Consider the following 20577-nt stretch of genomic DNA (forward strand, 5'->3'; position numbering starts at 1 on the left):
GACCGTCCTTACGGCGGCCCGATTCTTTCCCGATGCTTGGCTGAATCTTTGCCGGCTTGTCCCAATCGCTGGGGACAGACAGACGCCTCCGAAAACGGTAACTTGAGGGATCGAGGAAATTACAAGGGAGCAACGCTTGAGCACCGCGCCGCGCATCGACATCGACCCTGCCGCATTCTGGGCCGACCCCTATCCGATGCTCGCAAAAATGCGCAAGGAAGCGCCGATCGCCTTCGTGCCGCAGCTCGGCTCGACGCTGCTTGCGAGCCGCGACGACATCTCGATCTCCGAGAAGCAGATCGACGTGTTCTCCTCGCACCAGCCCGCCGGCCTGATGAACCGGCTGATGGGCCACAACATGATGCGCAAGGACGGCGAGGCGCATCAAATCGAGCGGCGCGCGATGTTTCCGACGGTGTCGCCGAGGACGGTGAAGGCACACTGGACCGCGCTGTTCCAGGCCCATGCCGACCGCATCATCGGTGCGATCGAGCCGGGGCGGATCGATTTCATGCGCGACTTCGCGCTGCCGTTTTCCGGCGAATGCCTGAAGTCGATCACCGGCCTCACCAATATCGGCTTCCAGGACATGGATTCGTGGTCGCAAGGCATGATCGAGGGCATCGCGAACTATGGCGGCGATCCCGCGGTCGAGGCGCGCTGTCATGCCGCGACATCAGGGATTGATGCTGCGATCGACGACATTCTGCCTTTGATGCGCAAGCATCCCGATCAAAGTATCCTCGGCGTACTCCTCGCTGCGGGCATGCCGATGGAGAGCGTGCGCGCAAATGTAAAACTCGCGATCTCTGGCGGCCAGAACGAGCCGCGCAAGGCGATCGCCGGCACGGTGTGGGCGCTGCTGAGCCATCCTGAGCAACTCGATCTCGTGCGCAAGGGTGAGGTGACCTGGCTCGAGGCGTTCGAGGAATATGCCCGCTGGATTTCGCCGATCGGCATGTCGCCGCGGCGCATCGCAAAACCGTGGAGCATCCGTGACGTCTCTTTCGAGCTGGATGAGCGCGTGTTCCTGATGTTCGGCTCCGCCAATCGCGACGAGAAGCATTTTGAGCGCGCCGACCAGTTCGACGTGCGGCGCGACACCTCCAAGAGCGTCGCCTTCGGCGCCGGCCCGCATTTCTGCGCCGGCGCCTGGGCCTCGCGTGCGATGATTGCCGACGTCGCGCTGCCGACGGTGTTCGCGAGGGCGAGTCGTCTCGAACTTGCCGACCATGAGCCAGTGCGGATCGGCGGCTGGGCGTTTCGCGGCCTGCAGAACCTGCCGGTGAGGTGGGTGCACTGACCAGACGACGGTCGCCGTGACGGCGAACTCGTGTCGTCGGACGATTGAACCGCATCGTTCCCCGGCGACACATATGGCGTCATGTCCATCCAGTTCTGGCCCAAGCCGTGGCTTGAATCGTCTCTGGCTGCCGCATCGGCGCTGATCGCGTTGCTGGTCGTCGTACCGGCGCGCGCCGCCGGACCGTCCTCCATTTCCGGCTGCTGGACGCAGACCTCGCTTGTGCCTTACGCCCAGACGCCGCCCGGCAAGGAGTGGGGTTCGCGGACCTGGTGCTTCAGGCCAGATGGGACGATGACCAGTGTCCACATCGCATGCGGCCGCGGCGGTTGCGACGGTTGGGATCGGGACGGACGTTACCGCTGGCGACGGCCGAACGTGTGGATCTCCGACGTCGATACGTCAGACGACGGCAAACATCAGACAATGGTGTGGCGTCGATGTCGCGTCAGTTTCCGCGCCAGGGATCGCATGGTGCTCGAGAATTGCTATTTCTCGTCCGATCCCTGGGTGCGCGACCACTGACCGCGCCTTGTCGGAGGCCCCGATCCACACACTGCCATGATGCCATCATGCTCCTGTTTTGCCCGACGTGTCAAACGAATTTCGGATAATACGTAAGTCATTGATCGGACTATTGTCGGCTACTGCGCATGGGGTTGTTTTCGACATTTCATGTTCTGGTGCTGGGAGCGTCGACCAGATTCCCGCGGCTCTCACATTCGCGTGCGGAAAAGAATCCCTCTGCATGAGCGCGCCCGCTTGAAAGATTAATCATGCGCTTCGCCACACGCGCAGTGCTCGCATCGCTATTTTCCCTGGCGTCTCGACACCTCCGCTGACCCGCACCATCATTCCTGCAACGCAAGGGAATGACGGCCGCAGGCGGCCGGGAGTGTGGAATGCAACGTCGTGACTTTCTCAAGCTCTCCGTTGGAACTGCGGCCGCCGCTGCATTTGCCTCCCGAGCGAACGCGCAGGGCGCGGTGAAGGAAATTCGTATCGGCTACCAGAAGACCGGCGTGCTGGTTATCACGCGCCAGCAGGCTTCCTTGGAAAAGCATTTCAATCCGCAAGGCATCGACGTGAAATGGGTCGAGTTCTCCTCGGGCCCGCCGATGATGGAGGCGATGAACGTCGGTAGTGTCGACTTCGGTTCGGTCGGCGATTCCCCGCCGGTGTTCGCCCAGGCCGCCGGAGCGGCGATCGTCTATGCCGCGGGCCAGCCCATCACCAACGGCCAGGGCATCCTGGTGCCGAAGGATTCGCCGATCCGCTCGATCGCCAATCTGAAGGGCAAGCGTATCGGTTTCACCAAGGGGTCCAGCGCCCACAATGTCGTGGTGCAGACGCTGGAGAAGGCCGGTCTCACCTATGCCGACATCACCCCGGTCTATCTGACGCCGCCCGATGCCGGTCCCGCCTTCGCCAATGGCAGCATCGAGGCCTGGGCGATATGGGATCCCTATTTCGCGATCGGTGAGACCAAGCAGGGCGGCCGCATCCTGATCAATGCACGCGAAGTCACCAAGACCAATTCCTTCTACATCGCCAACCGTGAGTTCGCGAAGAACCACGGCTCCATCCTGCAACAGATCGTCGATGTGACGACCGCGACCGGCAAATGGGCCGAACAGCACCGCGGTGAGGTCGCCAAATCGCTCGCCGCAGTCACCGGCGTCCCCTTGGACATCCAGACCGTCGCGGCCGACCGGGCGAACTTCGTGGTCGGCCCCGTCACCGACGACATCGTCGTGACCCAGCAGGGCGTCGCCGACCGCTTCTACAAGCTCGGCCTGATCCCGAAGCCGATCGTCGTTCGCGACATCGTCTGGCGCAGCGCGGCGACCTGATCGTGCCGACCAATCTCCCCATATCAAAAGGTCTGAACATGAGGCGCATCGTTCAACGTCTGATCGCCGCCATCGTGCTGTCGATCGGCATCGTCGCCGCCGCGGTCGGCACCTCCTACGGCCAGGACAGCCAAGCCAAGGTGGTCCGCATCGGCTACCAGAAATACGGCAAGCTGGTGCTGCTCAAGAGCAAGGGCACGCTGGAGCCGAAGCTCGCCGCCGACGGCTACAAGGTGGTGTGGACCGAATTCCCGTCCGGCCCGCCGCTGCTCGAAGCGCTCAATGTCGGCGCGATTGATTTCGGCAACACCGGTGAGGCCCCGCCGATCTTCGCGCAGGCCGCGGGCGCGCCGATCCAGTATGTCGCCTACGAGCCGCCGGCGCCGAAGGGCGAGGCGATCCTGGTGCCGAAGGACAGCCCGCTGAAATCGGTCGCCGATCTCAAGGGCAAGAAGGTCGCGCTCAACAAGGGCTCCAACGTCCACTATCTCCTGGTCAAGGCGCTGGAGAAGGCGGGCGTCAAATATTCCGAGATCGAGCCGGTGTTCCTGGCGCCGGCCGATGCGCGCGCCGCCTTCGAGCGCGGCGCGGTCGATGCCTGGGTGATCTGGGATCCGTTCCAGGCCGCCGCGGAAGCCGCCACCGGCGCGCGCACGCTCGCCGACGGCACCGGCATCGTCGCCAACTACCAGTTCTATTTCGCCTCGAAGAAATTCTTCGACACCAACCCGAAGATCGTCGACGCCGTGCTTGCTGAGCTGAGTTCGGTCGACGATTGGGCCGAGGGCGACATCCACGCGGTTGCCGAGCAGCTCGCGCCGGCGATCGGCCTGTCTGTCCCGGTGGTCGAGGTGGCGCTGAAGCGGCAGGCCTACGGCATCAGGCCGATCACCGATGCCGTCATCGCCGATCAGCAGCAGGTTGCGGATGCGTTCTTCGCGCTCAACCTGATCCCCAAATCCATCAAGATTTCCGACGTGGCCCGGAAACCAGGATCGTGAGCAAGCACATGAGTAAGCAGTCCAACACCAACATCCTCTGGTTCCTGCCGACCCACGGCGACGGCCGCTATCTCGGCACCGGCATCGGCGGCCGTGAGGTCAACTTCAACTATCTGCGCCAGATCGCGCAGGCCGCCGACCAGCTCGGTTATTACGGCGTGCTGTTGCCGACCGGGCGATCTTGCGAGGATTCCTGGATCGTGGCCTCCTCGGTTGCGCCGTTCACCGAGCGGCTGCGCTACCTCGTGGCTGTCCGCCCCGGCCTGCAATCGCCGAGCGTGGCGGCGCGCATGACCGCGACGCTCGACCGCGTCACCAATGGCCGGCTCCTTGTCAATGTCGTGACCGGCGGCGATCCCGTCGAGAACAAGGGCGACGGCATTTTCCTCGGCCATGACGAGCGCTACGAGGTCACCCGCGAGTTCCTCAGTGTCTATAGCGACCTGCTCGCCGGCAGGACCGTCAATGTCGAGGGCAAGCACATCCATGTCGAGGGTGGCAAGCTGCTGTTTCCGCCGGTGCAGTCGCCGCGGCCGCCGCTCTATTTCGGCGGTTCGTCCGATGCCGGCATCGACGTCGCCGTCGACGCCGTCGACAAATATCTCACCTGGGGTGAGCCGCCGGCTCTGGTTGCCGAGAAGATCGCGAAGGTGAGGGAGGTCGCAGCTGCGCGCGGCCGCAAGCTCTCCTTCGGCATTCGTCTTCACGTGATCGTTCGCGAGACCAACGAAGAGGCCTGGCGCGCCGCGAACGAGCTGATCAGGCATGTCAGCGACGACACCATCGCGCTGGCGCAGAAGAACTTTGCCCGCATGGACTCCGTCGGCCAGCAGCGCATGGCGCAGCTCCATGGCGGCAAGCGCGACAAGCTCGAGATCGCCCCGAACCTGTGGGCCGGTGTCGGTCTCGTGCGCGGTGGCGCCGGCACGGCGCTGGTCGGCGACGCCCAGACGGTGGCGGCCCGCATCAGGGAGTATCAGGACATCGGCATCGATACCTTCATCATGTCGGGCTACCCGCATCTGGAGGAGGCGTATCGCTTTGCCGAGCTAGTATTCCCGCTGCTCTCGCTGGAGCAGCCGAGCAACGTGACCAAACTGCACTTCAATGGCGGTCCTTTTGGCGAAACGGTCGGCAGCGATTACCGTCCGCAGCAGCGAGTGTCCGAGTCATGAGCCTGATTGACAGCGTTTCACTTCCGCGCAGCTTCCGCCTGCCGCGGGTTGACGGCCTGATCCAGTGGATCGTGCCGCTCGCCATCATCGCGGTCTGGCAGGTCGCGAGCGTCACCGGCTTCGTGCCGGTGCGCGTGCTGCCGGCGCCGAGCGACGTCGTGCTCGCGGGCTGGAAGCTGCTGCTCTCCGGCGAGCTCGTCCGCAACATCTGGGTGTCGTTCTGGCGTGCCTCGATCGGCTTCCTGATCGGTGGCGGCATCGGTTTCGCGTTCGGTCTCGCCAACGGCCTGTCGCAGCTCTCGGCCAAGCTCACCGACACCACGTTGCAGATGGTGCGCAACGTGCCGCATCTGGCGCTGATCCCGCTGGTCATTCTGTGGTTCGGCATCGACGAGAGCGCAAAGCTGTTCCTGGTAGCACTCGGGGTGTTCTTCCCGATCTACCTCAACACGCTGCACGGCATCCGCACCGTCGATCCGCAGCTGATCGAGATGGGCCGCATCTACGGCATGACCGACAGCGAGCTGTTCCGCCGGGTGATCTTCCCGGGCGCGCTGCCTTCGATCTTCGTCGGCATCCGCTTTGCGCTCGGCATCATGTGGCTCACCCTGATCGTCGCCGAGACCATCGCGGCCTCCTCGGGCCTCGGTTACATGGCGATGCAGGCGCGCGAGTTCATGCTGATCGACGTCGTCGTGCTCTCGATCCTGATTTACGCTCTGCTCGGCAAGCTCGCCGACAGCGCCTCCCGTGTGCTGGAGCGCCTGACGCTCTCCTGGCACCCCGCCTTCCAGAAACGCTGAGAGTGACATGCAGACAGCTCTTCGTACGGCCCTTCCCGAAACCGAGCTCGCCAGCCGCGCCAATTTCGTGCCGCAGGCACGCGTCGTGCGCGAGGAGCGCCCGGCGCAGACGACAGGCCTGCCGCTCAGCATCCGTGGCTTGCGCAAATCCTACGGCGACAACGAGGTGCTGCGCGGCATCGACCTGCACATTCCCGCCGGCCAGTTCGTCGCCATCGTCGGCAAGAGCGGTTGCGGCAAGAGCACGCTCTTGCGGCTGATCGCCGGCCTGGAAAAGTTCGAGGCCGGCAGCATCAGCTTCGGCCAGGATGTCCAGCCCGAGGACATCCGCGTGATGTTCCAGGAGCCGCGGCTGCTGCCCTGGGCGAGGGTGCTCTCCAATGTCGAGGTCGGTCTCGGCCGTAATCGCTCATCCAGTGATGCGCATGCGCGCGCCGAGAAGGCGCTGACCGAGGTTGGGCTGACCGACAAGCGTGATCAGTGGCCGTCGGTGCTGTCGGGCGGCCAGAAGCAGCGCGTTGCGCTCGCCCGTGCGCTGGTCTCCCATCCGCGTGTGCTCGCCTTCGACGAGCCGCTCGGCGCGCTGGACGCGCTGACCCGCATCTCGATGCAGCGGCTGCTGGAGCGGGTCTGGCGCGACCAGGGCTTTACCGCGATCCTGGTGACCCACGACGTCGCCGAGGCCGTCGCGCTGGCCGACCGGGTCCTGGTGATCGACGAGGGCCGGATTGCCCACGATGTTACGGTTAACACCGCCCGGCCGCGCGAACGCGGCTCCGCCGAGCTCGCAAGCCTCGAAGGCTCGATCCTGAGCCATCTTTTGTCGGCGGACGATCGTACCTAGATACAGGGGAACCCCGCTTCGGGGACCATGCCATGAATGTAGTGCCTCGCGATCTCATGACTGAAACTGCCGTCTCGTCCGCCGATTTCCGCGGCGCCATGCGCCACCTCACCGGCGGCGTCAGCGTCATCACCGCCGGGCGGGGCAAGGACATTACCGGCATGACGGTGACCTCGGTGACCTCGCTGGCGGTCGATCCGCCGACGCTGCTGGTCAGCATCAACCGCGATGCCTCGTCCTTCCCGCTGATCCGCCGCTACGGCGCCTTCGGCGTCAACATCCTCGCGGCTGACCAGCTGGACGTCGCCGAGCGTTTTGCCGGCAAGGGCGGGCTGAAGGGGGCCGATCGCTTTGCGGGCAGCCAGTGGGTCACCGCGGTCTCGGGCGTTCCGCTGCTGGTCGGTGCATTGTCCGCGGTCGATTGCGAGGTCGAGGAGATCGTCGAGCGCCACTCGCATGGCATCGTCATCGGCCGCGTCAGCAGCGTCAGGAATTCGACCCGCAATGCTGCACTGGCCTATTGGCACGGCCAGTACGTGGCGGTCGACCAGGACGAAGACGCGGCGAGGCTCGCCGAGGTCAGCGTTCCCGCCCGCGGCCTGCGCGGCGTTTGATCGCTGCGCTAGGGTGGGCCGCAGGCTGGCCTTTTCCCCGTCATCGCTCTAGAAGCGCCCTGAGCCGCCCCGTCCGGGACGGCCATGGAGCGGAACAATGAAGCGCGTCGCCACCTGGGCCTTCTACGCCATCGGCGCGCTCGCGATCGGCTACCTCGCGCTCTACGCCTATGCGATGTTCAGCGGCCAGCCGATCGTGCCGGGCGACCCCATCCACATCTTCCGCAAGCCGGACGCGCCGAGTTATTCGTGACGGCTCTCTCGACTCGTCATTGCCGGGCTTGACCCGGCCATCCACGTGCAACCACGAATGACGAGTCTCGTAGGGTGGGCAAAGGCGCTCTTGCGCCGTGCCCACCATCTATCCGCGACGACCGAATTGGTGGGCACGCTTCGCTTTGCCCACCCTACGACAGCTTCGCTCACCCCCGCAAAATCGCCAGCGCCAGCGCCTGGGCGCGCGGCACGATGCTGTCGAGCTCGAGATATTCCTCCGGCGTGTGCGCGAGCCCGCCGACCGGCCCGAGGCCGCAGATGGTCGGCGTGCCGACTGCGGCGGTGAAGCCGGAATCGGCGCAGCCGCCTGAAAACTCGCCCTGGAGCGTGGCGAGGCCGACCTGCTTTGCGGCCGCTTGATAGCATTCGAACAGCGCCTTCGACTCCGCGCTCTGCACCACCGGCACGAACTCGCCCTTCACCGTGAGCGTCGCGCTGGTACCCGGAACGTAGGACGTCGCGATGATGGTCTCGATCGCCGCCATGATCCTCGCACGATCCGCCGGATCGACGTAGCGCAGGTCGATCTGGCCCTCGGCTGAGGGCGCCGTGGTGTTCACGGACTGCCCGCCCGAGACGAGACCGACATTCAGCGTGATGCCCTTGTCGAGATCAGTCAGCGCGTGGATATGGACGATCTTGTGCGCGAGCTCGCCGATCGCACTGATGCCCGCGGCGAAATTGGCACCGGAATGCGCGGCTTTGCCGGTGATGGCAAAGTGCATGAAGATGCCGCCCTTGCGGCCGGTGACGATGTTGCCGGTCGGCCGCCCCGGTTCGGAATTGAACACGGCGCGTGCGGCGCGTCCCTCGCGCTCGATCACCGGGCGCGAAGAGGGCGAGCCGATCTCCTCGTCCGAGGTGATCAGTACCTTGATCGGATGCGGGCTGCCGCCGAACTTGTGGAAGGCGGTCGCCACAAAGATGTTCATCACGACGCCGGACTTCATGTCGGCAACGCCGGGTCCATAGGCGCGTTTGCCCTCGATCGTGAACGGACGCCGCCCGGCCTCGCCCTTGCCGAACACGGTGTCGCGGTGGCCCATCAACAGCACCGGCTTCTCGTTGCTGCCGGGTTTGGCGACATCGGCATGGATCGCATCGCCGAAGGTGGCGTTGCTCTCGCGCCGGAACGGAATGCCGTGCTCGGCAAAATGCCGCTCGAACCGCGCACCGACCGCATCGACGCCTTCCTTGTTGTAGGATCCGGAATCGATGTTCACGACATCGCGCAGCAGATCGATCATCGCCTGCCGCTGCGACGCCAGCCAGTCCGTGATTTGAGCTTCCGACATGTGTATCCTCGCGTGGTTCTAGGGCTGTGCTTATAGGGCCTCGCGTAGGCGCGACCTAGTCGCCGGATGCGGTGCGGCCATGTGATAGGTCCCGTAACCCGGATGGAGCGAAGCGAAATCCGGGAATCCCGATCGCGGAGCTAACCCCGGATTGCGCTTCGCTCCATCCGGGCTACGAGATCTCTTACCGTCATCCTGAGGTGCCCGCGAAGCGGGCCTCGAAGGACGACGGCCCGGCTGTGGCCGTGCATCCTTCGAGGCTCCCCATGGGACGCGTTGCGTCCCATGCCTCGCACCTCAGGATGACGGAGTTAGCGTACGTCGCAAATGAAAATGCCCGGGGCTGGCCCGGGCATCTTCGTTCTCAACCAGCGTGGAGACCTACGCCCCCACCATCGGCATCCGCGGATATTCGCCCGGCGTTCCCGCCGGCGTGATCGGGATGCCGCCGTCGGAATATTCGTTGAGCTTGTTGCGCAGCGTGCGGATCGAGATGCCGAGGATGTTGGCGGCATGGGTCCGGTTGCCGAGGCAGTGCTTCAGCGTCTCCAGGATCAGGTCGCGCTCGACGTCGGCGACGGTGCGCCCCACCAGCGCCCTCGTCACCTGCTCGGCGGCCATGGTCGCATGCGCCACGGCCGGGGCGGTCTTGGCGAGGTCGAGGCGGTCGCCGTCGGGTGTGAGGATCGCGTCGGGGCCGATCTCGTCGCCCTGCGCCATCAGCACCGAGCGGTGCATGGTGTTTTCGAGCTCGCGGACGTTGCCCTGCCAGCGGTTGGTGGAGAGCACGCGGCGCGCGTCCGCGGAGATCGGGCGCACCGGCACGCCGTTGGCTTCGGCATATTTCTTCACGAAATGCTGGGCGAGCTCGAGGATGTCGAGGGGACGCTCGCGCAGCGGCGGGATCTTCAGATTGACGACGTTGAGGCGGAACAGCAGATCCTCGCGGAACGTGCCTTCGCGCACGGCTTCCGCCAGGTTGCGGTTCGAGGTCGCGATGATGCGGATGTCCACCGGCACCGGCTTGGTGCCGCCGACGCGGTCGATCACGCGCTCCTGGATCGCGCGCAGCAGCTTCGATTGCAGGCGGACGTCCATCTCCGAGATTTCGTCGAGCAGCAGCGTGCCGCCGGTCGCTTCCTCGAACTTGCCGATGCGGCGCGCGATCGCGCCGGTGAAGGCACCCTTCTCGTGGCCGAACAGTTCGGATTCCAGCAGATGCTCGGGGATCGCGGCGCAGTTGATCGAGATGAACGGCCGCTTGGCGCGGGCCGAGCGGGTGTGGACGTAGCGGGCCAGCACTTCCTTGCCGGTGCCGGATTCGCCGGTGACCATCACCGAGGCGTCGGAGCCCGCGATCTGCTGGGCGAGCTTGATCACCTTGGCCATCGCCTCGTCGCGATAGACCAGCTCGCGGGAATCGTTGGCGACGGCGGCCAGCACCGCGGCGATCAGCTCTGGATCCGGCGGCAGCGGGATGTATTCCTTGGCGCCGGCGTGGATCGCGGCGACCGCGGCGCGGGCGTCGTTGGTGATGCCGCAGGCGACGATCGGCGCGTGGATGTGCTCGGCCTCGAGCCGCATCACGAGGTCACGGATGTCGAGGGCGACGTCGACCAGCAGGAGGTCAGCGCCCTTGCCGCCGCGCAGCACGCGCATCGCCTGCTCGTGATCCTCGGCGTGGGTCACGGTGGCGCCGTTCTCCATCGCGATCTTGGTGGCGGTGGTGAGCTGGCCCTTCAATGTGCCAACGATGAGAAGCCGCATGTCAGTCTCCTGTCCGTCTGGTCGCGCTGCCGCGCGTCATTCCTTGCGCTACTAGCTGCGTTCGGTCTTGATGATTTCGGTCATGGTCACGCCGAGCTTGTCCTCGACCAGGACGACTTCACCGCGGGCGACCAGCTTGTTGTTGACGTAGATGTCGATGGCCTCGCCGACGCGGCGGTCGAGCTCGAGCACGGTGCCGGGCCCGAGCTTCAACAGCTCGCTGACGTCCATCTTGGAGCGGCCGAGCACGGCCGAGACCTGCACCGGCACGTCGAACACGGCTTCGAGGTCGGCGGCGGCGCGCGCCGCATATTCGTCCTCGTTGTAGCCGACGTCCGTACCGGTCGGCGGCATCGGGCCGTTGAGATCGGGCAGCGGGACCTGTCCGTCGGTGTCGCTCATGGCTTAGCTCCCCCTGCGGGACGCGATATAGCGTCCGACCATTTCGTCGATCTTGGCCACGATGGCGCCGCGCTCCAGCACGACGCCGCCGTCGGCCCATTCGATCCGGCAGTCGCCGGTGGCGATATCGGGTTCGGCCAGGATCACCAGCCGGCCCTCGAAGCCGCTCTGCTTGGCGAGCCGCTCCATCTTCTCGCGCGCGCTGTCGTAGAGCGCGTCGTTGATGCGCACGACGAGATGCGGCGTCGCGACCAGGTGCGAGAAGCAGTCCTTGACCAGCGCCATGATCTCGCCGAGCGGTTCGGCAGCGACCAGATCGGCGCACAGCTTGCGCGCCACCGCCACCGCCACGTCGACCGCCTCGGTCTCCATCTTGGTCTCGATGTTGCCGATGCCGGCGGCGACGCCGCGGACACCGATGTTGATCTCTTCCATGGCGAGCGCGACGCGGCGGTCGCTCTCGGCCTTGGCTTCGCGCTGGCCGGCGGCAAAGCCGTCCTGATAGGCGCGCGCCTCGGCTTCCGCGATCTTCTGGGCGATCTCGGCGGCGGTCGCAGCCTTCTCGCGCGGAGACCGCTCCGGCGCTGCGAAGTCGGTGTCGAACAGAAATTTTGCCGGGGCGCCCATCAGTACACCAGCTCGTCGTCGGCGCGGTTCTTGGTCAGCATGATCTCACCCTTGGCGGCGAGGTCTTTTGCGAGGTTGACCAGCAGCGCCTGGGCCTCGTCGACGTCGCGCAGGCGGACCGGGCCCATCGCCGCCATGTCGTCCTGGAGCATCTTGGCCGCGCGCGAGGACATGTTGCCGAAGAAGAAGTTGCGGACGTCCTCGTTGGCGCTCTTGAGCGCGACGCCGAGCTTGTCCTTGTCGACATTGCGCATCAGGGTCTGGGCCGAGCCGGAATCCAGCTTCACGAGGTCGTCGAAGGTGAACATCAGCGCCTTGATGCGCTCCGCCGATTCGCGGTTGTCCTCTTCGAGCGAGGTGATGAAGCGGGTTTCCGTCTGGCGGTCGAAATTGTTGAAGATTTCCGCCATCACCTCATGGGCGTCGCGGCGGCGGGTCTGCGACAGGTTGGACATGAATTCGGTGCGCAGCGTCTTCTCCACGCTCTCGATCACCTCCTTCTGCACCGCCTCCATCTTCAGCATGCGGTTGACGACGTCGAGCGCGAGCTCCTCGGGGAAGATGCCGAGCACGCGCGCGGCGTGTTCCGGCTTCAGCTTCGACAGCACGACCGCGATGGTCTGCGGATATTCGTTCTTGAGGTAGTTGGCGAGGACCTCTTCCTGCACGTTGGAGAGCTTTTCCCACATGTTGCGGCCGGCGGGGCCGCGGATCTCGTCCATGATGCCGTTGACGCGCTCCGGTGGCAGGTACTGCTGCAGCAGCCGCTCGGTGGCGTCGAAATTGCCCATCAGCGCGCCGGAAGCCGACATGCGCGAGACGAATTCGAGCAGCATGTCCTCGACCGTGTCGACCTCGACGGTGCCGAGCGTCGACATTTCCAGCGAGAGCTGGCGGACCTCGTCGTCGTCGAGCATCGACCAGATCTTGCCGCCATATTGCTCGCCCAGCGCCAGCATCAGGATCGCGGCGCGCTTGGGACCCGTCACCGCTTCGGTCTTGCCGCCCGCGCGGCTGCCCTGGCGGGCACCGAGCGTCGAGATCACGCTGGTGATGTCGTTGGAGTTGGCGTTTTGCAGGTTGCCGGCCATGTCAGTTCACTTCTCGATTATTTCGCGGGTTCGGTCAGCCATTGGCGGATGATGGCGACGGTTTCGTTGGGGTTGCGCTCGGCGAGCTCGCCGACGCGATGGACGGACTGGGCATGGACCTGGCCCTGAATGGTGGCGACGTCGATCGCGCTCGCGGCGCCGCCCGGCAGCAGCGCCTGCCCGGCAGGCGCGGCCTCCTCCGAAGCGGCGGGGCCGGCGAGGGCGCCGGAGATCGCGGCGGCGACCTCCTCGGAGGCGAGGATGCGCTTGACCAGCGGGCGGATCACCAGGAACAGCACGACCAGGCCGAGCAGCATCATCACGCCGAGCTCGACGAAGTACATGACGTCGTCCTTGGTGAACTGGAGCATGCCAAGGAAGCCGGAGGGCTCGGCGATCGGGGCGGTGGAGGGGGCGTCGGCAAAGCGCAGGTTGACGACCTCGACCTGGTCGCCGCGCTTCTGGTCGAAGCCGATCGCCGAGCGCACCAGGGTGGCGATGCGGTCGAGCTGTTCCTTGGTGCGGTCCGTGTAGGCGAGCTCGCCCTTGTCGTTCTTGGAATAGATGCCGTCGACCAGCACGGCGACCGAGATGCGGTTGACCCGGCCGGCCTCGGTCACCTCGGTCTTGGTGGTGCGGGAGATCTCGTAATTGTTGGTCTCTTCGGTCTTCTTGCTCTGGTCCTTCGCCGTCGGACCGCTGTTCTGCTGGCTGCCGGGCAGCTCGTTGTTGACGGTGACCTGGCCATTGTTGTCGGCGGTGAGACTGCTCTCTTCCCGGGTCTGGCTCGAGCGCAGCACGCGGCCCTCGGGATCGAACTTGTCCGAGGTCTGGGTGATCTTGTTGAAGTCGAAATCGGCGGAGAGCTGGACGCGGGCGCGGCCGGAGCCGACCACGGAGGAGACGATGTCCTCGACCTGCTTGCGGATCCGCTTCTCGAAGGCGGTGCGGCGCTCGTCGCCGACCGCCTGCTCCGGATCGGTCGCGGCGCCGTCGGCGAGCAACGAGCCGGCCTCGTCAACGATCGAGACGCGCTGCGGCTTCAGCCCGTTGACGGCGGAGGCGACGAGGTGACGGATGGCGCGGATCTGCTGGGCCTCGAGCGAGCCGCGGACCCGAACCACGATCGAGGCCGACGGCTCCGGCGCCTCGCGCGAGAACAGCGGGCGCTCGGGCAGCACGAGGTGGACGCGGGCGGCCTGGATGCGGTCGATGGCGCGGATGGTGCGGGCGAGCTCGCCTTCGAGTGCGCGGAGATGGTTGATGTTCTGGACGAAAGAGGTGGTGCCGAGCGCATCCGACTTGTCGAACACTTCGTAGCCGACGCCGCCGCCCTTGGGCAGGCCGCCCTCGGCGAGCTTCATCCGCAGGCGGGTGACCTTGTCCTTGGGCACCATGATGATGCTGCCTTCATTGCGCAGCTCGAACTGGATGCCCTGTCGCTCCAAATCCTTGATAATGCCCGAAGAATCCTCGACCGAGAGGTCGGTGAACAGCGTCGTCATCTGCGGCGTGGTCACGCGCATGATGACGAACGCGAAGAAGCCGATGAGCGCGGCGGTGACCGCGATCATCGCCCCGAACCGGGCGGCGCCGATACCCTTCAAAAAGTCCGCAAGACCTTGCAAGCAACCGCCCCGAAGCTTCGACCCGCAACCGAGCGGTCGACTGGGCAATTATTGCCTAGGTGATGGTTTCGATATGGTTAACGAAGGTTAAGAGCTGGGACAAAAGTCGCGCCAAAAGGAAACATGAAAAAAATCGGCCTCGCGGTGCGAGGCCGATTTTCGTCAAAAGCTGCAGATTTCCGGATCGCTTACTGGCGATATTGCTGGATGCGGGTGGTGCGAAGACCCGCCAGACCGTGCTGGTCGATGGAAAACTGCCAGGAGAGGAATTCGTCGACCGTCAGGGTATAACGGCTGCAGGCCTCCTCGAGGGAGAGAAGTCCGCCACGCACAGCGGCGACGACTTCGGCCTTGCGGCGGATGACCCAGCGTTTGGTGCCGGGTGCGGGCAGATCTGCGATCGTCAGCGGACTGCCGTCCGGCCCGATGACGTATTTTACCCTCGGGCGATGGGGTTCTGTCATGGCGTACTCACAAACTCTCAACCACTGAACTCACGCCGTAACCCTACGCGTGCGGGCTTAAAAATCCGCTAAGCCTAAGGCTTCAATACAATTCTCGTTGAAAATGGCTGGAACACAGCCGGCCCGGAGGGCTGGACACCATGATCCGAGCCGTCCGAGCGGGGCCTTCGTAAATACTTTACTAACGAATGGAGCCAGCGAAGCCCCAACTGTCGTCCCGGGGCGCGCGTAGCGCGAGCCCGGGACCCATAACCCCAGGGAGTAATTTGACGACGACTCGGGGTTACGGTCTCACGCGAAAACGACGTCCTGTGGTGATGGATCCCCTGAGTTCGCGGGGATCACATCTCGTGCGCGGCGAGGCGCGCGCCTTTAGTTGCTGCTGGTGGCGATGATGCTCTTCACCTGGCTCAGGGTGTAGCTGGCACCGTCGATGGTGAGCAGCGGCGGCGACTGGGTCAGGTCGACGGACGACACCACGCCCTGCACCTGCGCGGCGATGCCGACGTTGTTGTTCGCGACATCCTTACCCGTCGCCGTGATCGTGTACTTGCCGTCCGGCCATTGCGTGCCGTCATTGCCCATTCCGTTCCAGGTGAAGGGAATGTCGGTGCCGGCGGCGGCGGTATATTTGCCGGTGAACACGGTCTGGCCGGTGGAATTGGCAACGGTGATGTCGACGGTCGAGTCGCTGGGTACGTTGAGATGCCAGGTCGCCGACGACTTCGTCATGGTCGCGGTCGAGCCGTCGACCAGCGCGGTCTTGCCGACGAAGCCCAGCGCCTGGGTCGCCTGCGTGGTCTGCTGCAGGGTGACGAGCTGGGACAGCGAGTCATTCGTCTTGAGCTGCTGCTCGACGCCGGCGAACTGCACCAGCTGCTGGGTAAACTGGTTGGTGTCGAGCGGATCGAGCGGGTTCTGGTTCTGCAGCTGCGTCGTCAGCAGCGTCAGGAAGGTCTGGAAGTTGCCGGCCAGCGTCGATCCCGTGCTCGAGCTCAGCGAGTTCGACGAGGACGACTTCGGGACGTCGGTGGTCCCGGAGACGGGCGTCGGGGCGGTGGCGGCATTCGTGGTGGTCATGTTCGAATACTCCTCACACTCTGATGTCGACGCCGCTGCTCGATCCGAGCATGCGGCCGTAGCCGCGCCCGACGGGCGCCGCAGCAACGGTGTCGTCTTCGCTGATGATCAGCCGGCGGGCATTGCCGCCATTGTCGTTGTTCTGGCCGGAATTCTGGCCCGATGAATTCTGGTCGCGCAGGCTGAAGGACAGCCCGTTGCTGCCGGTCTTGAGGCCGGCATCGTCGAGCGCGCGCTGCAATTGCGGCGCGTCCTGCCGCAGCATCTGCAACGTCTCCGGCTTCTCGACGGTGAGATGCGAGGTGACCTGGCCGTTGCGGTCGACATTGATGCGGACGTCGATGCGGCCGAGGTCGATCGGATCGAGGCTGATGTCGAACCGCGTCTTGCCGGCGCGCGCGGCCGCGGCGATCTCGACCGGCACGCCGCTGATCGGCACGGGCGTGGAATTTGCCGCGGTCGCGGTGAGCGTCGCGGTCGATGCGGTGGCGGCCGACGTCGTGTTGGTCAGCGGCGCCTGGATGGTGGAGGCGGCCTGCGCGCTGGTGTCGGTCGTGGGCACTGCGGCCTGCGTGCCGGCATGCGCGTGTGTGGTTGCCGTCGCCGGCGTTGCGTCGGAGCGGTCGGAGGCGCCGGTCTTCGCGTCGGCCGGGTTCGCCTCGGCCTGCGGCTTGGCGGCTTGCCCATGCGCGGTCGTCGCCGCGGTTTGCGTGGCGTTCGCCTTGCCCGCGTCCTGGCCGATATTGGAGACGTCGCTTTCGCGTTGCGCGGTCGCGACGGCCTTGAACGAAGGCTTCGGCGTGCCCTGGTCCACTGCGGCGACCAAGCCGCCATTGGTCTTGGCATCGGTCGCGGTGCCGTCGGTCGTGCCGGTGGCGGCATCGCCCAGCGTTGTCGTCGTGTCGGTATCGACCTTGGCACCCGCGGTCTTGGCGCTCTTGTCGCTCGCCGTGGCAGTGTCGGTCTTGCCGCCTGCGATCTGCGCCGCGGTGGAGGCGCTGGCGGCGATGCCGGCTGCCGCAATCGTCAGCGGCGAGGCGGCGGCATCGCCGGCCTGGCTCGCGGCCGCGTTCGGATCGACCGGCACCACGGGCGGGGCCACCAGGATGGCGTTCGGATCGGGCACGGCGACCTGCGTCGCGTCGGGCTGCACGGCGGCATCGACGGTGGCGGCAACGGTGCCGTCGGTCTTGTCGCCCTTGGTGCCGTCGGATTTCTCCGACGATTTCGCGTCGGAGGTCTCGGACTTGTCCTTGGTCGGCTTGGCCGGATCGGCCGTCGCGTCGTTCGCGGTGGGGGCCGATGTGTCGGTGTCGTCGTTCGCCTTGCTCTGCGAGGGCTGGTCGGTCGCGGCGGTATCGCGCGGGCCCTTGTCTGGGGCGGACGACGACTCGGTCCGGCGCGGCGCGGTGTCCTGCGGCGGCGCGTTGTTGCTGATCGCCTGGGTGTTGCTGTCGACCAGCGAGCCGAAGGAGTCGTTGCTACACGTGTCCTTGGAGCTCTGCGACCGGGCAGGCTTTTGCTGCGCGCTCTGGACTTGCACGCTGGCTGCTACGTCTGACGCCCGACCGACCACGGAAAACCTCTTGGAAACATCTTCGGCATAGAGGTAGCAAGGAGCGGGCCAGCTTCCTGGAGATCTATTTTATCTAGCAAAATCAATTAATTGGGTGATTTTCGCCGCCGCCGCGAGGAACGCAAGAGCCCCGCCATTTCTGCCTCCCCGGCAAGAATTGCCCTAAGCGGCCGCCCGCGTGATTGCTTCACCGGAATGCGGCCTATATTAAAGAGCTGCTCTCAGCCGCTTTCGACCGGGCAGTCGTGCCCCCGGGGGAACCAAAGTTCCCGGGGAGCGTCGATGTCCCGCCGGAAGCCGAAGAATGTCCAAGTCATCGCGGATCGCGAACGCCGCCGTCACAACGCTTTAAGGCCCATGCTGAACAGTCTGGATCTCGAAGGCCGTCCTGAGGACACCAGGGTCGTCGTTGCCATGTCGGGCGGCGTCGATTCCTCGACGACGGCTGCGCTGCTCAAGGCCGAGGGCTATGACGTCGTCGGCATCACGCTGCAGCTCTACGACCATGGCGCGGCGACCCATCGCAAGGGCGCCTGCTGCGCCGGCCAGGACATCCACGACGCCCGCGACGTCGCCGCCAAGCTCGGCATTCCCCATTACGTGCTCGACTACGAGGATCGCTTTCGCGAGTCCGTCATCGACAATTTCGCCGACTCTTACGCGCTCGGCGAGACGCCGGTGCCGTGCATCGAGTGCAACCGCTCGGTCAAGTTCCGCGACCTCCTGAAGACCGCGCGCGAGCTCGGCGCGCAGGCGCTCGCCACCGGCCATTACGTCGCCTCGCGCCGCCGCGACGACGGCTCGCGCGCGCTGGTCTGCGCGGCCGACAGCGATCGCGACCAGAGCTACTTCCTGTTCGCGACCACGCAGGAGCAGCTCGACTTCCTGCGCTTCCCGCTCGGCGACATGACCAAGCCCGAGACGCGCGAGCTCGCGCGCCGCTTCGGTCTCGCGGTTGCCGACAAGCACGACAGCCAGGACATCTGCTTCGTGCCGACCGGCCGCTATACCGACATCATCACCCGCCTGCGTCCGAACGCGATGGACCCCGGCGACATCGTCGATCTCGACGGCCGCGTGCTCGGCCGGCACAACGGCATCGCCAATTTCACCGTCGGCCAGCGCCGCGGCCTCGGCATCGCGGCTCACGCACCGCTGTTCGTGGTGCGGCTGGATGCTCCGGGCCGCCGCGTCGTCGTCGGCCCGCGCGATGCGCTGAAGATGCACCGCATCGTGCTGCGCGACGTCAACTGGATCGGCGACGGCGACATCGACCGCGCCATCGGCGCCGGCCTCGAGATGTTCGTGCGCGTCCGCTCGACCCGCAGCCCGCAGCCGGCCTGGCTGCGCGGCGGCAACGGCCATTACGAAGTCGAGCTCGTCGCCGGCGAGGAGGGCGTCTCGCCCGGCCAGGCCTGCGTGTTCTACGACGCGCCTTCGGGCCAGGCGCGCGTGCTCGGTGGCGGCTTCATCCAGAGCGCCGCCGCGAAAGTCGCAACGAGCACTGCGAGGCCGCTGGTGGAAGCGGTACGCGGCTAGAAAATTTCCGGGGCAGGGGGCATGGCAGCAGACATCTCGCGGGCCGGGGTCGAGAAGGCCTATGGCCGCTGGGCGCCGGTCTACGATCTCGTGTTCGGCAAGGTCTTTGACGCCGGACGGCAGTCGACCATCGCGGAGGCCGACCGCATCGGCGGCCGCATCCTCGACGTCGGCGTCGGCACAGGGCTTTCGCTCTCCGACTATTCGCGCACCACGAAGATCTGCGGCGTCGACATCTCCGAGCCGATGCTGCGCAAGGCGCAGGCGCGCGTGCGTGCACTGCGGCTCAGCAATGTCGAAGTGCTCTCGGTGATGGACGCCAAGAACCTCGCCTTCCCCGAAAACTTCTTCGATGCGGTTGTGGCGCAATATGTCATCACCGCCGTGCCCGATCCCGAAGGCACGCTCGACGAGTTCGTGCGCGTGCTCAAGCCTGGCGGCGAACTGATCCTCGTCAATCACATCGGCGCCGAGAGCGGCCCGCGCAAATTGTTCGAGCTCGCCTTCGCCCCCATCGCCCGCCGCCTCGGCTGGCGGCCGGAATTCCCGTGGGACCGCCTCGTCAACTGGGCCGCCAGGCACCGCGGCGTCACGCTCGCCGAGCGCCGTCCGATGCCGCCGATGGGGCACTTTTCGCTGATCCGCTACGTCAAATCGTGAGCGTGATTTGCGGGGATCGTGCTGTCAGTCGGCACTGTCTCCGCAAAACGCGACCTCATCCCGAGGAGCCCGCCAGCGGCGGGCGCCTCGAAGGATCGGCCGCAGGGAAACCGCCAGCCAATTTCCAGCGCTTCAATTCGCCGTGCGTCGGCCGGAACCTCCGCATGGCCGGAGACGTTTCCCTCCCATGCGCACGACATCAAACATCATCCTGGCCAGCCTCCTGATCGCCGCCTCAGGCAGCGCGATCGCGCAGGCCCCGCCGCGACCTGCAACGCCGCCGCAAGCGACCGCGCCGCCATCGGCCCAGCACGCCGCCAATTGCATGCCGCAGGACCGCCCGAACCGCGCCACCGCGCCCGACGGCACCACCACCACCGGCCAATCCCGGGAACCGCTCGGCGACAAACTGGCCAAATCCGACGGCGTGCTCTGCCCGCCCTCGGGCGTGGACCCTGACATGCACGCCCCGGCCCCTTCTACGGACGGCGCCATGCCGGTCATCCCACCCCCCGGTAGTCCTGGCGGCGACCCGACGGTCAGGCCGAAATAGGCTGATTCTTCCTTCGCCTCTCCCCG

Annotated in this window: 21 protein-coding genes; 12 read left to right on the forward strand and 9 right to left on the reverse strand. The window is 65.8% G+C overall.

Going from position 1 to position 20577, the window contains the following annotated elements:
• The first annotated feature begins 136 nt into the window (after positions 1 to 136).
• From AB7Z56_RS07125 to AB7Z56_RS07165, 9 genes are all read left to right on the forward strand, one after another.
• Complete coding sequence (locus AB7Z56_RS07125; protein ID WP_063981193.1) at positions 137 to 1303, forward strand: cytochrome P450; 1167 nt, start codon at positions 137 to 139, stop codon at positions 1301 to 1303.
• 81 nt (positions 1304 to 1384) lie between these two features.
• Positions 1385 to 1828 carry a hypothetical protein gene (locus AB7Z56_RS07130; protein WP_283017543.1) on the forward strand — a complete coding sequence of 148 codons (444 nt, stop codon included), beginning with the start codon at positions 1385 to 1387 and terminating at the stop codon, positions 1826 to 1828.
• A gap of 377 nt (positions 1829 to 2205) precedes the next feature.
• On the forward strand, positions 2206 to 3156 hold the full coding sequence (locus tag AB7Z56_RS07135; protein ID WP_063981194.1) for a sulfonate ABC transporter substrate-binding protein: 951 nt from the start codon (positions 2206 to 2208) through the stop codon (positions 3154 to 3156).
• A gap of 38 nt (positions 3157 to 3194) precedes the next feature.
• Positions 3195 to 4157, forward strand: coding sequence for a sulfonate ABC transporter substrate-binding protein (locus tag AB7Z56_RS07140; RefSeq protein WP_063981195.1), 963 nt, complete (start codon positions 3195 to 3197; stop codon positions 4155 to 4157).
• Between the two features lie 8 nt (positions 4158 to 4165).
• Entirely contained in the window at positions 4166 to 5332 is a 1167-nt protein-coding gene (gene ssuD / locus AB7Z56_RS07145; RefSeq protein WP_063986101.1) for an FMNH2-dependent alkanesulfonate monooxygenase, read from the forward strand.
• A complete protein-coding gene (gene ssuC / locus AB7Z56_RS07150; protein ID WP_063981196.1) occupies positions 5329 to 6135 on the forward strand; it encodes an aliphatic sulfonate ABC transporter permease SsuC in 807 nt (268 codons plus the stop codon). Before ssuD ends, ssuC begins: the two co-directional genes overlap by 4 nt.
• 7 nt (positions 6136 to 6142) lie before the next feature.
• Positions 6143 to 6979, forward strand: a complete 837-nt coding sequence (locus tag AB7Z56_RS07155) for an ATP-binding cassette domain-containing protein (protein WP_063981197.1) — start codon at positions 6143 to 6145, stop codon at positions 6977 to 6979.
• A 32-nt stretch (positions 6980 to 7011) separates the two neighbouring features.
• Positions 7012 to 7593 carry a flavin reductase family protein gene (locus AB7Z56_RS07160; protein WP_063981198.1) on the forward strand — a complete coding sequence of 194 codons (582 nt, stop codon included), beginning with the start codon at positions 7012 to 7014 and terminating at the stop codon, positions 7591 to 7593.
• A gap of 97 nt (positions 7594 to 7690) precedes the next feature.
• Complete coding sequence (locus tag AB7Z56_RS07165) at positions 7691 to 7846, forward strand: hypothetical protein (RefSeq protein ID WP_028160973.1); 156 nt, start codon at positions 7691 to 7693, stop codon at positions 7844 to 7846.
• 169 nt (positions 7847 to 8015) lie between these two features.
• Here the strand turns inward: AB7Z56_RS07165 and AB7Z56_RS07170 are convergent, their stop codons facing one another.
• The 9 genes from AB7Z56_RS07170 to AB7Z56_RS07210 all read right to left on the reverse strand — a co-directional run bounded on the left by AB7Z56_RS07170 (position 8016) and on the right by AB7Z56_RS07210 (position 17799).
• A complete protein-coding gene (locus AB7Z56_RS07170) occupies positions 8016 to 9164 on the reverse strand; it encodes a M20 family metallopeptidase (protein ID WP_441256178.1) in 1149 nt (382 codons plus the stop codon).
• Between the two features lie 381 nt (positions 9165 to 9545).
• The gene (gene flbD / locus AB7Z56_RS07175; RefSeq protein WP_028153246.1) at positions 9546 to 10931 is read right to left on the reverse strand and encodes a sigma-54-dependent transcriptional regulator FlbD; all 1386 of its coding nucleotides are present in this window, start codon (positions 10929 to 10931) and stop codon (positions 9546 to 9548) included.
• 51 nt (positions 10932 to 10982) lie between these two features.
• Positions 10983 to 11333: a flagellar motor switch protein FliN gene (gene fliN / locus AB7Z56_RS07180; protein WP_018318401.1), complete on the reverse strand. Its 351-nt coding sequence runs from the start codon at positions 11331 to 11333 to the stop codon at positions 10983 to 10985.
• A 3-nt stretch (positions 11334 to 11336) separates the two neighbouring features.
• Positions 11337 to 11960, reverse strand: a complete 624-nt coding sequence (locus AB7Z56_RS07185; RefSeq protein ID WP_063981200.1) for a FliH/SctL family protein — start codon at positions 11958 to 11960, stop codon at positions 11337 to 11339.
• Positions 11960 to 13051, reverse strand: a complete 1092-nt coding sequence (fliG, locus tag AB7Z56_RS07190; protein WP_028153248.1) for a flagellar motor switch protein FliG — start codon at positions 13049 to 13051, stop codon at positions 11960 to 11962. Before fliG ends, AB7Z56_RS07185 begins: the two co-directional genes overlap by 1 nt.
• Positions 13052 to 13068: 17 nt before the next feature.
• A complete protein-coding gene (fliF, locus tag AB7Z56_RS07195; RefSeq protein WP_166080900.1) occupies positions 13069 to 14679 on the reverse strand; it encodes a flagellar basal-body MS-ring/collar protein FliF in 1611 nt (536 codons plus the stop codon).
• 188 nt (positions 14680 to 14867) lie between these two features.
• The gene (gene sciP, locus AB7Z56_RS07200) at positions 14868 to 15143 is read right to left on the reverse strand and encodes a CtrA inhibitor SciP (RefSeq protein WP_002714638.1); all 276 of its coding nucleotides are present in this window, start codon (positions 15141 to 15143) and stop codon (positions 14868 to 14870) included.
• Positions 15144 to 15515: 372 nt separating this feature from the next.
• Positions 15516 to 16223, reverse strand: coding sequence for a flagellar hook assembly protein FlgD (locus AB7Z56_RS07205; protein WP_063981202.1), 708 nt, complete (start codon positions 16221 to 16223; stop codon positions 15516 to 15518).
• 13 nt (positions 16224 to 16236) lie between these two features.
• Positions 16237 to 17799, reverse strand: a complete 1563-nt coding sequence (locus AB7Z56_RS07210) for a flagellar hook-length control protein FliK (RefSeq protein WP_063981203.1) — start codon at positions 17797 to 17799, stop codon at positions 16237 to 16239.
• A gap of 357 nt (positions 17800 to 18156) precedes the next feature.
• Here AB7Z56_RS07210 and mnmA point away from each other — a divergent pair, with 357 nt between their 5' ends.
• The 3 genes from mnmA (at position 18157) to AB7Z56_RS07225 (ending at position 20551) form a co-directional block, all read left to right on the forward strand.
• Positions 18157 to 19338, forward strand: coding sequence for a tRNA 2-thiouridine(34) synthase MnmA (gene mnmA / locus AB7Z56_RS07215; RefSeq protein ID WP_063981204.1), 1182 nt, complete (start codon positions 18157 to 18159; stop codon positions 19336 to 19338).
• Between the two features lie 21 nt (positions 19339 to 19359).
• Positions 19360 to 19998, forward strand: a complete 639-nt coding sequence (locus AB7Z56_RS07220) for a class I SAM-dependent methyltransferase (RefSeq protein WP_063981205.1) — start codon at positions 19360 to 19362, stop codon at positions 19996 to 19998.
• Between the two features lie 187 nt (positions 19999 to 20185).
• Positions 20186 to 20551 carry a hypothetical protein gene (locus tag AB7Z56_RS07225; protein WP_063981206.1) on the forward strand — a complete coding sequence of 122 codons (366 nt, stop codon included), beginning with the start codon at positions 20186 to 20188 and terminating at the stop codon, positions 20549 to 20551.
• Positions 20552 to 20577: the final 26 nt, after the last annotated feature.

The sequence above is a fragment of the Bradyrhizobium sp. 482_C4_N1_8 genome (assembly GCF_052075965.1).
Classification (GTDB): Bacteria; Pseudomonadota; Alphaproteobacteria; order Rhizobiales; family Xanthobacteraceae; genus Bradyrhizobium; species Bradyrhizobium barranii.

Excerpts from the sequence above, each read along its gene's own strand:
- AB7Z56_RS07130 (WP_283017543.1), top strand. The coding sequence starts at position 1,385 with ATGTCCATCCAGTTCTGGCCCAAGCCGTGGCTTGAATCGTCTCTGGCT.
- AB7Z56_RS07135 (WP_063981194.1), top strand. The coding sequence starts at position 2,206 with ATGCAACGTCGTGACTTTCTCAAGCTCTCCGTTGGAACTGCGGCCGCC.
- AB7Z56_RS07140 (WP_063981195.1), top strand. The coding sequence starts at position 3,195 with ATGAGGCGCATCGTTCAACGTCTGATCGCCGCCATCGTGCTGTCGATC.
- ssuD (WP_063986101.1), top strand. The coding sequence starts at position 4,166 with ATGAGTAAGCAGTCCAACACCAACATCCTCTGGTTCCTGCCGACCCAC.
- ssuC (WP_063981196.1), top strand. The coding sequence starts at position 5,329 with ATGAGCCTGATTGACAGCGTTTCACTTCCGCGCAGCTTCCGCCTGCCG.
- AB7Z56_RS07155 (WP_063981197.1), top strand. The coding sequence starts at position 6,143 with ATGCAGACAGCTCTTCGTACGGCCCTTCCCGAAACCGAGCTCGCCAGC.
- AB7Z56_RS07160 (WP_063981198.1), top strand. The coding sequence starts at position 7,012 with ATGAATGTAGTGCCTCGCGATCTCATGACTGAAACTGCCGTCTCGTCC.
- AB7Z56_RS07165 (WP_028160973.1), top strand. The coding sequence starts at position 7,691 with ATGAAGCGCGTCGCCACCTGGGCCTTCTACGCCATCGGCGCGCTCGCG.
- AB7Z56_RS07170 (WP_441256178.1), bottom strand. The coding sequence starts at position 9,164 with ATGTCGGAAGCTCAAATCACGGACTGGCTGGCGTCGCAGCGGCAGGCG.
- flbD (WP_028153246.1), bottom strand. The coding sequence starts at position 10,931 with ATGCGGCTTCTCATCGTTGGCACATTGAAGGGCCAGCTCACCACCGCC.
- fliN (WP_018318401.1), bottom strand. The coding sequence starts at position 11,333 with ATGAGCGACACCGACGGACAGGTCCCGCTGCCCGATCTCAACGGCCCG.
- AB7Z56_RS07185 (WP_063981200.1), bottom strand. The coding sequence starts at position 11,960 with ATGGGCGCCCCGGCAAAATTTCTGTTCGACACCGACTTCGCAGCGCCG.
- fliG (WP_028153248.1), bottom strand. The coding sequence starts at position 13,051 with ATGGCCGGCAACCTGCAAAACGCCAACTCCAACGACATCACCAGCGTG.
- sciP (WP_002714638.1), bottom strand. The coding sequence starts at position 15,143 with ATGACAGAACCCCATCGCCCGAGGGTAAAATACGTCATCGGGCCGGAC.
- AB7Z56_RS07205 (WP_063981202.1), bottom strand. The coding sequence starts at position 16,223 with ATGACCACCACGAATGCCGCCACCGCCCCGACGCCCGTCTCCGGGACC.
- mnmA (WP_063981204.1), top strand. The coding sequence starts at position 18,157 with ATGCTGAACAGTCTGGATCTCGAAGGCCGTCCTGAGGACACCAGGGTC.
- AB7Z56_RS07220 (WP_063981205.1), top strand. The coding sequence starts at position 19,360 with ATGGCAGCAGACATCTCGCGGGCCGGGGTCGAGAAGGCCTATGGCCGC.
- AB7Z56_RS07225 (WP_063981206.1), top strand. The coding sequence starts at position 20,186 with ATGCGCACGACATCAAACATCATCCTGGCCAGCCTCCTGATCGCCGCC.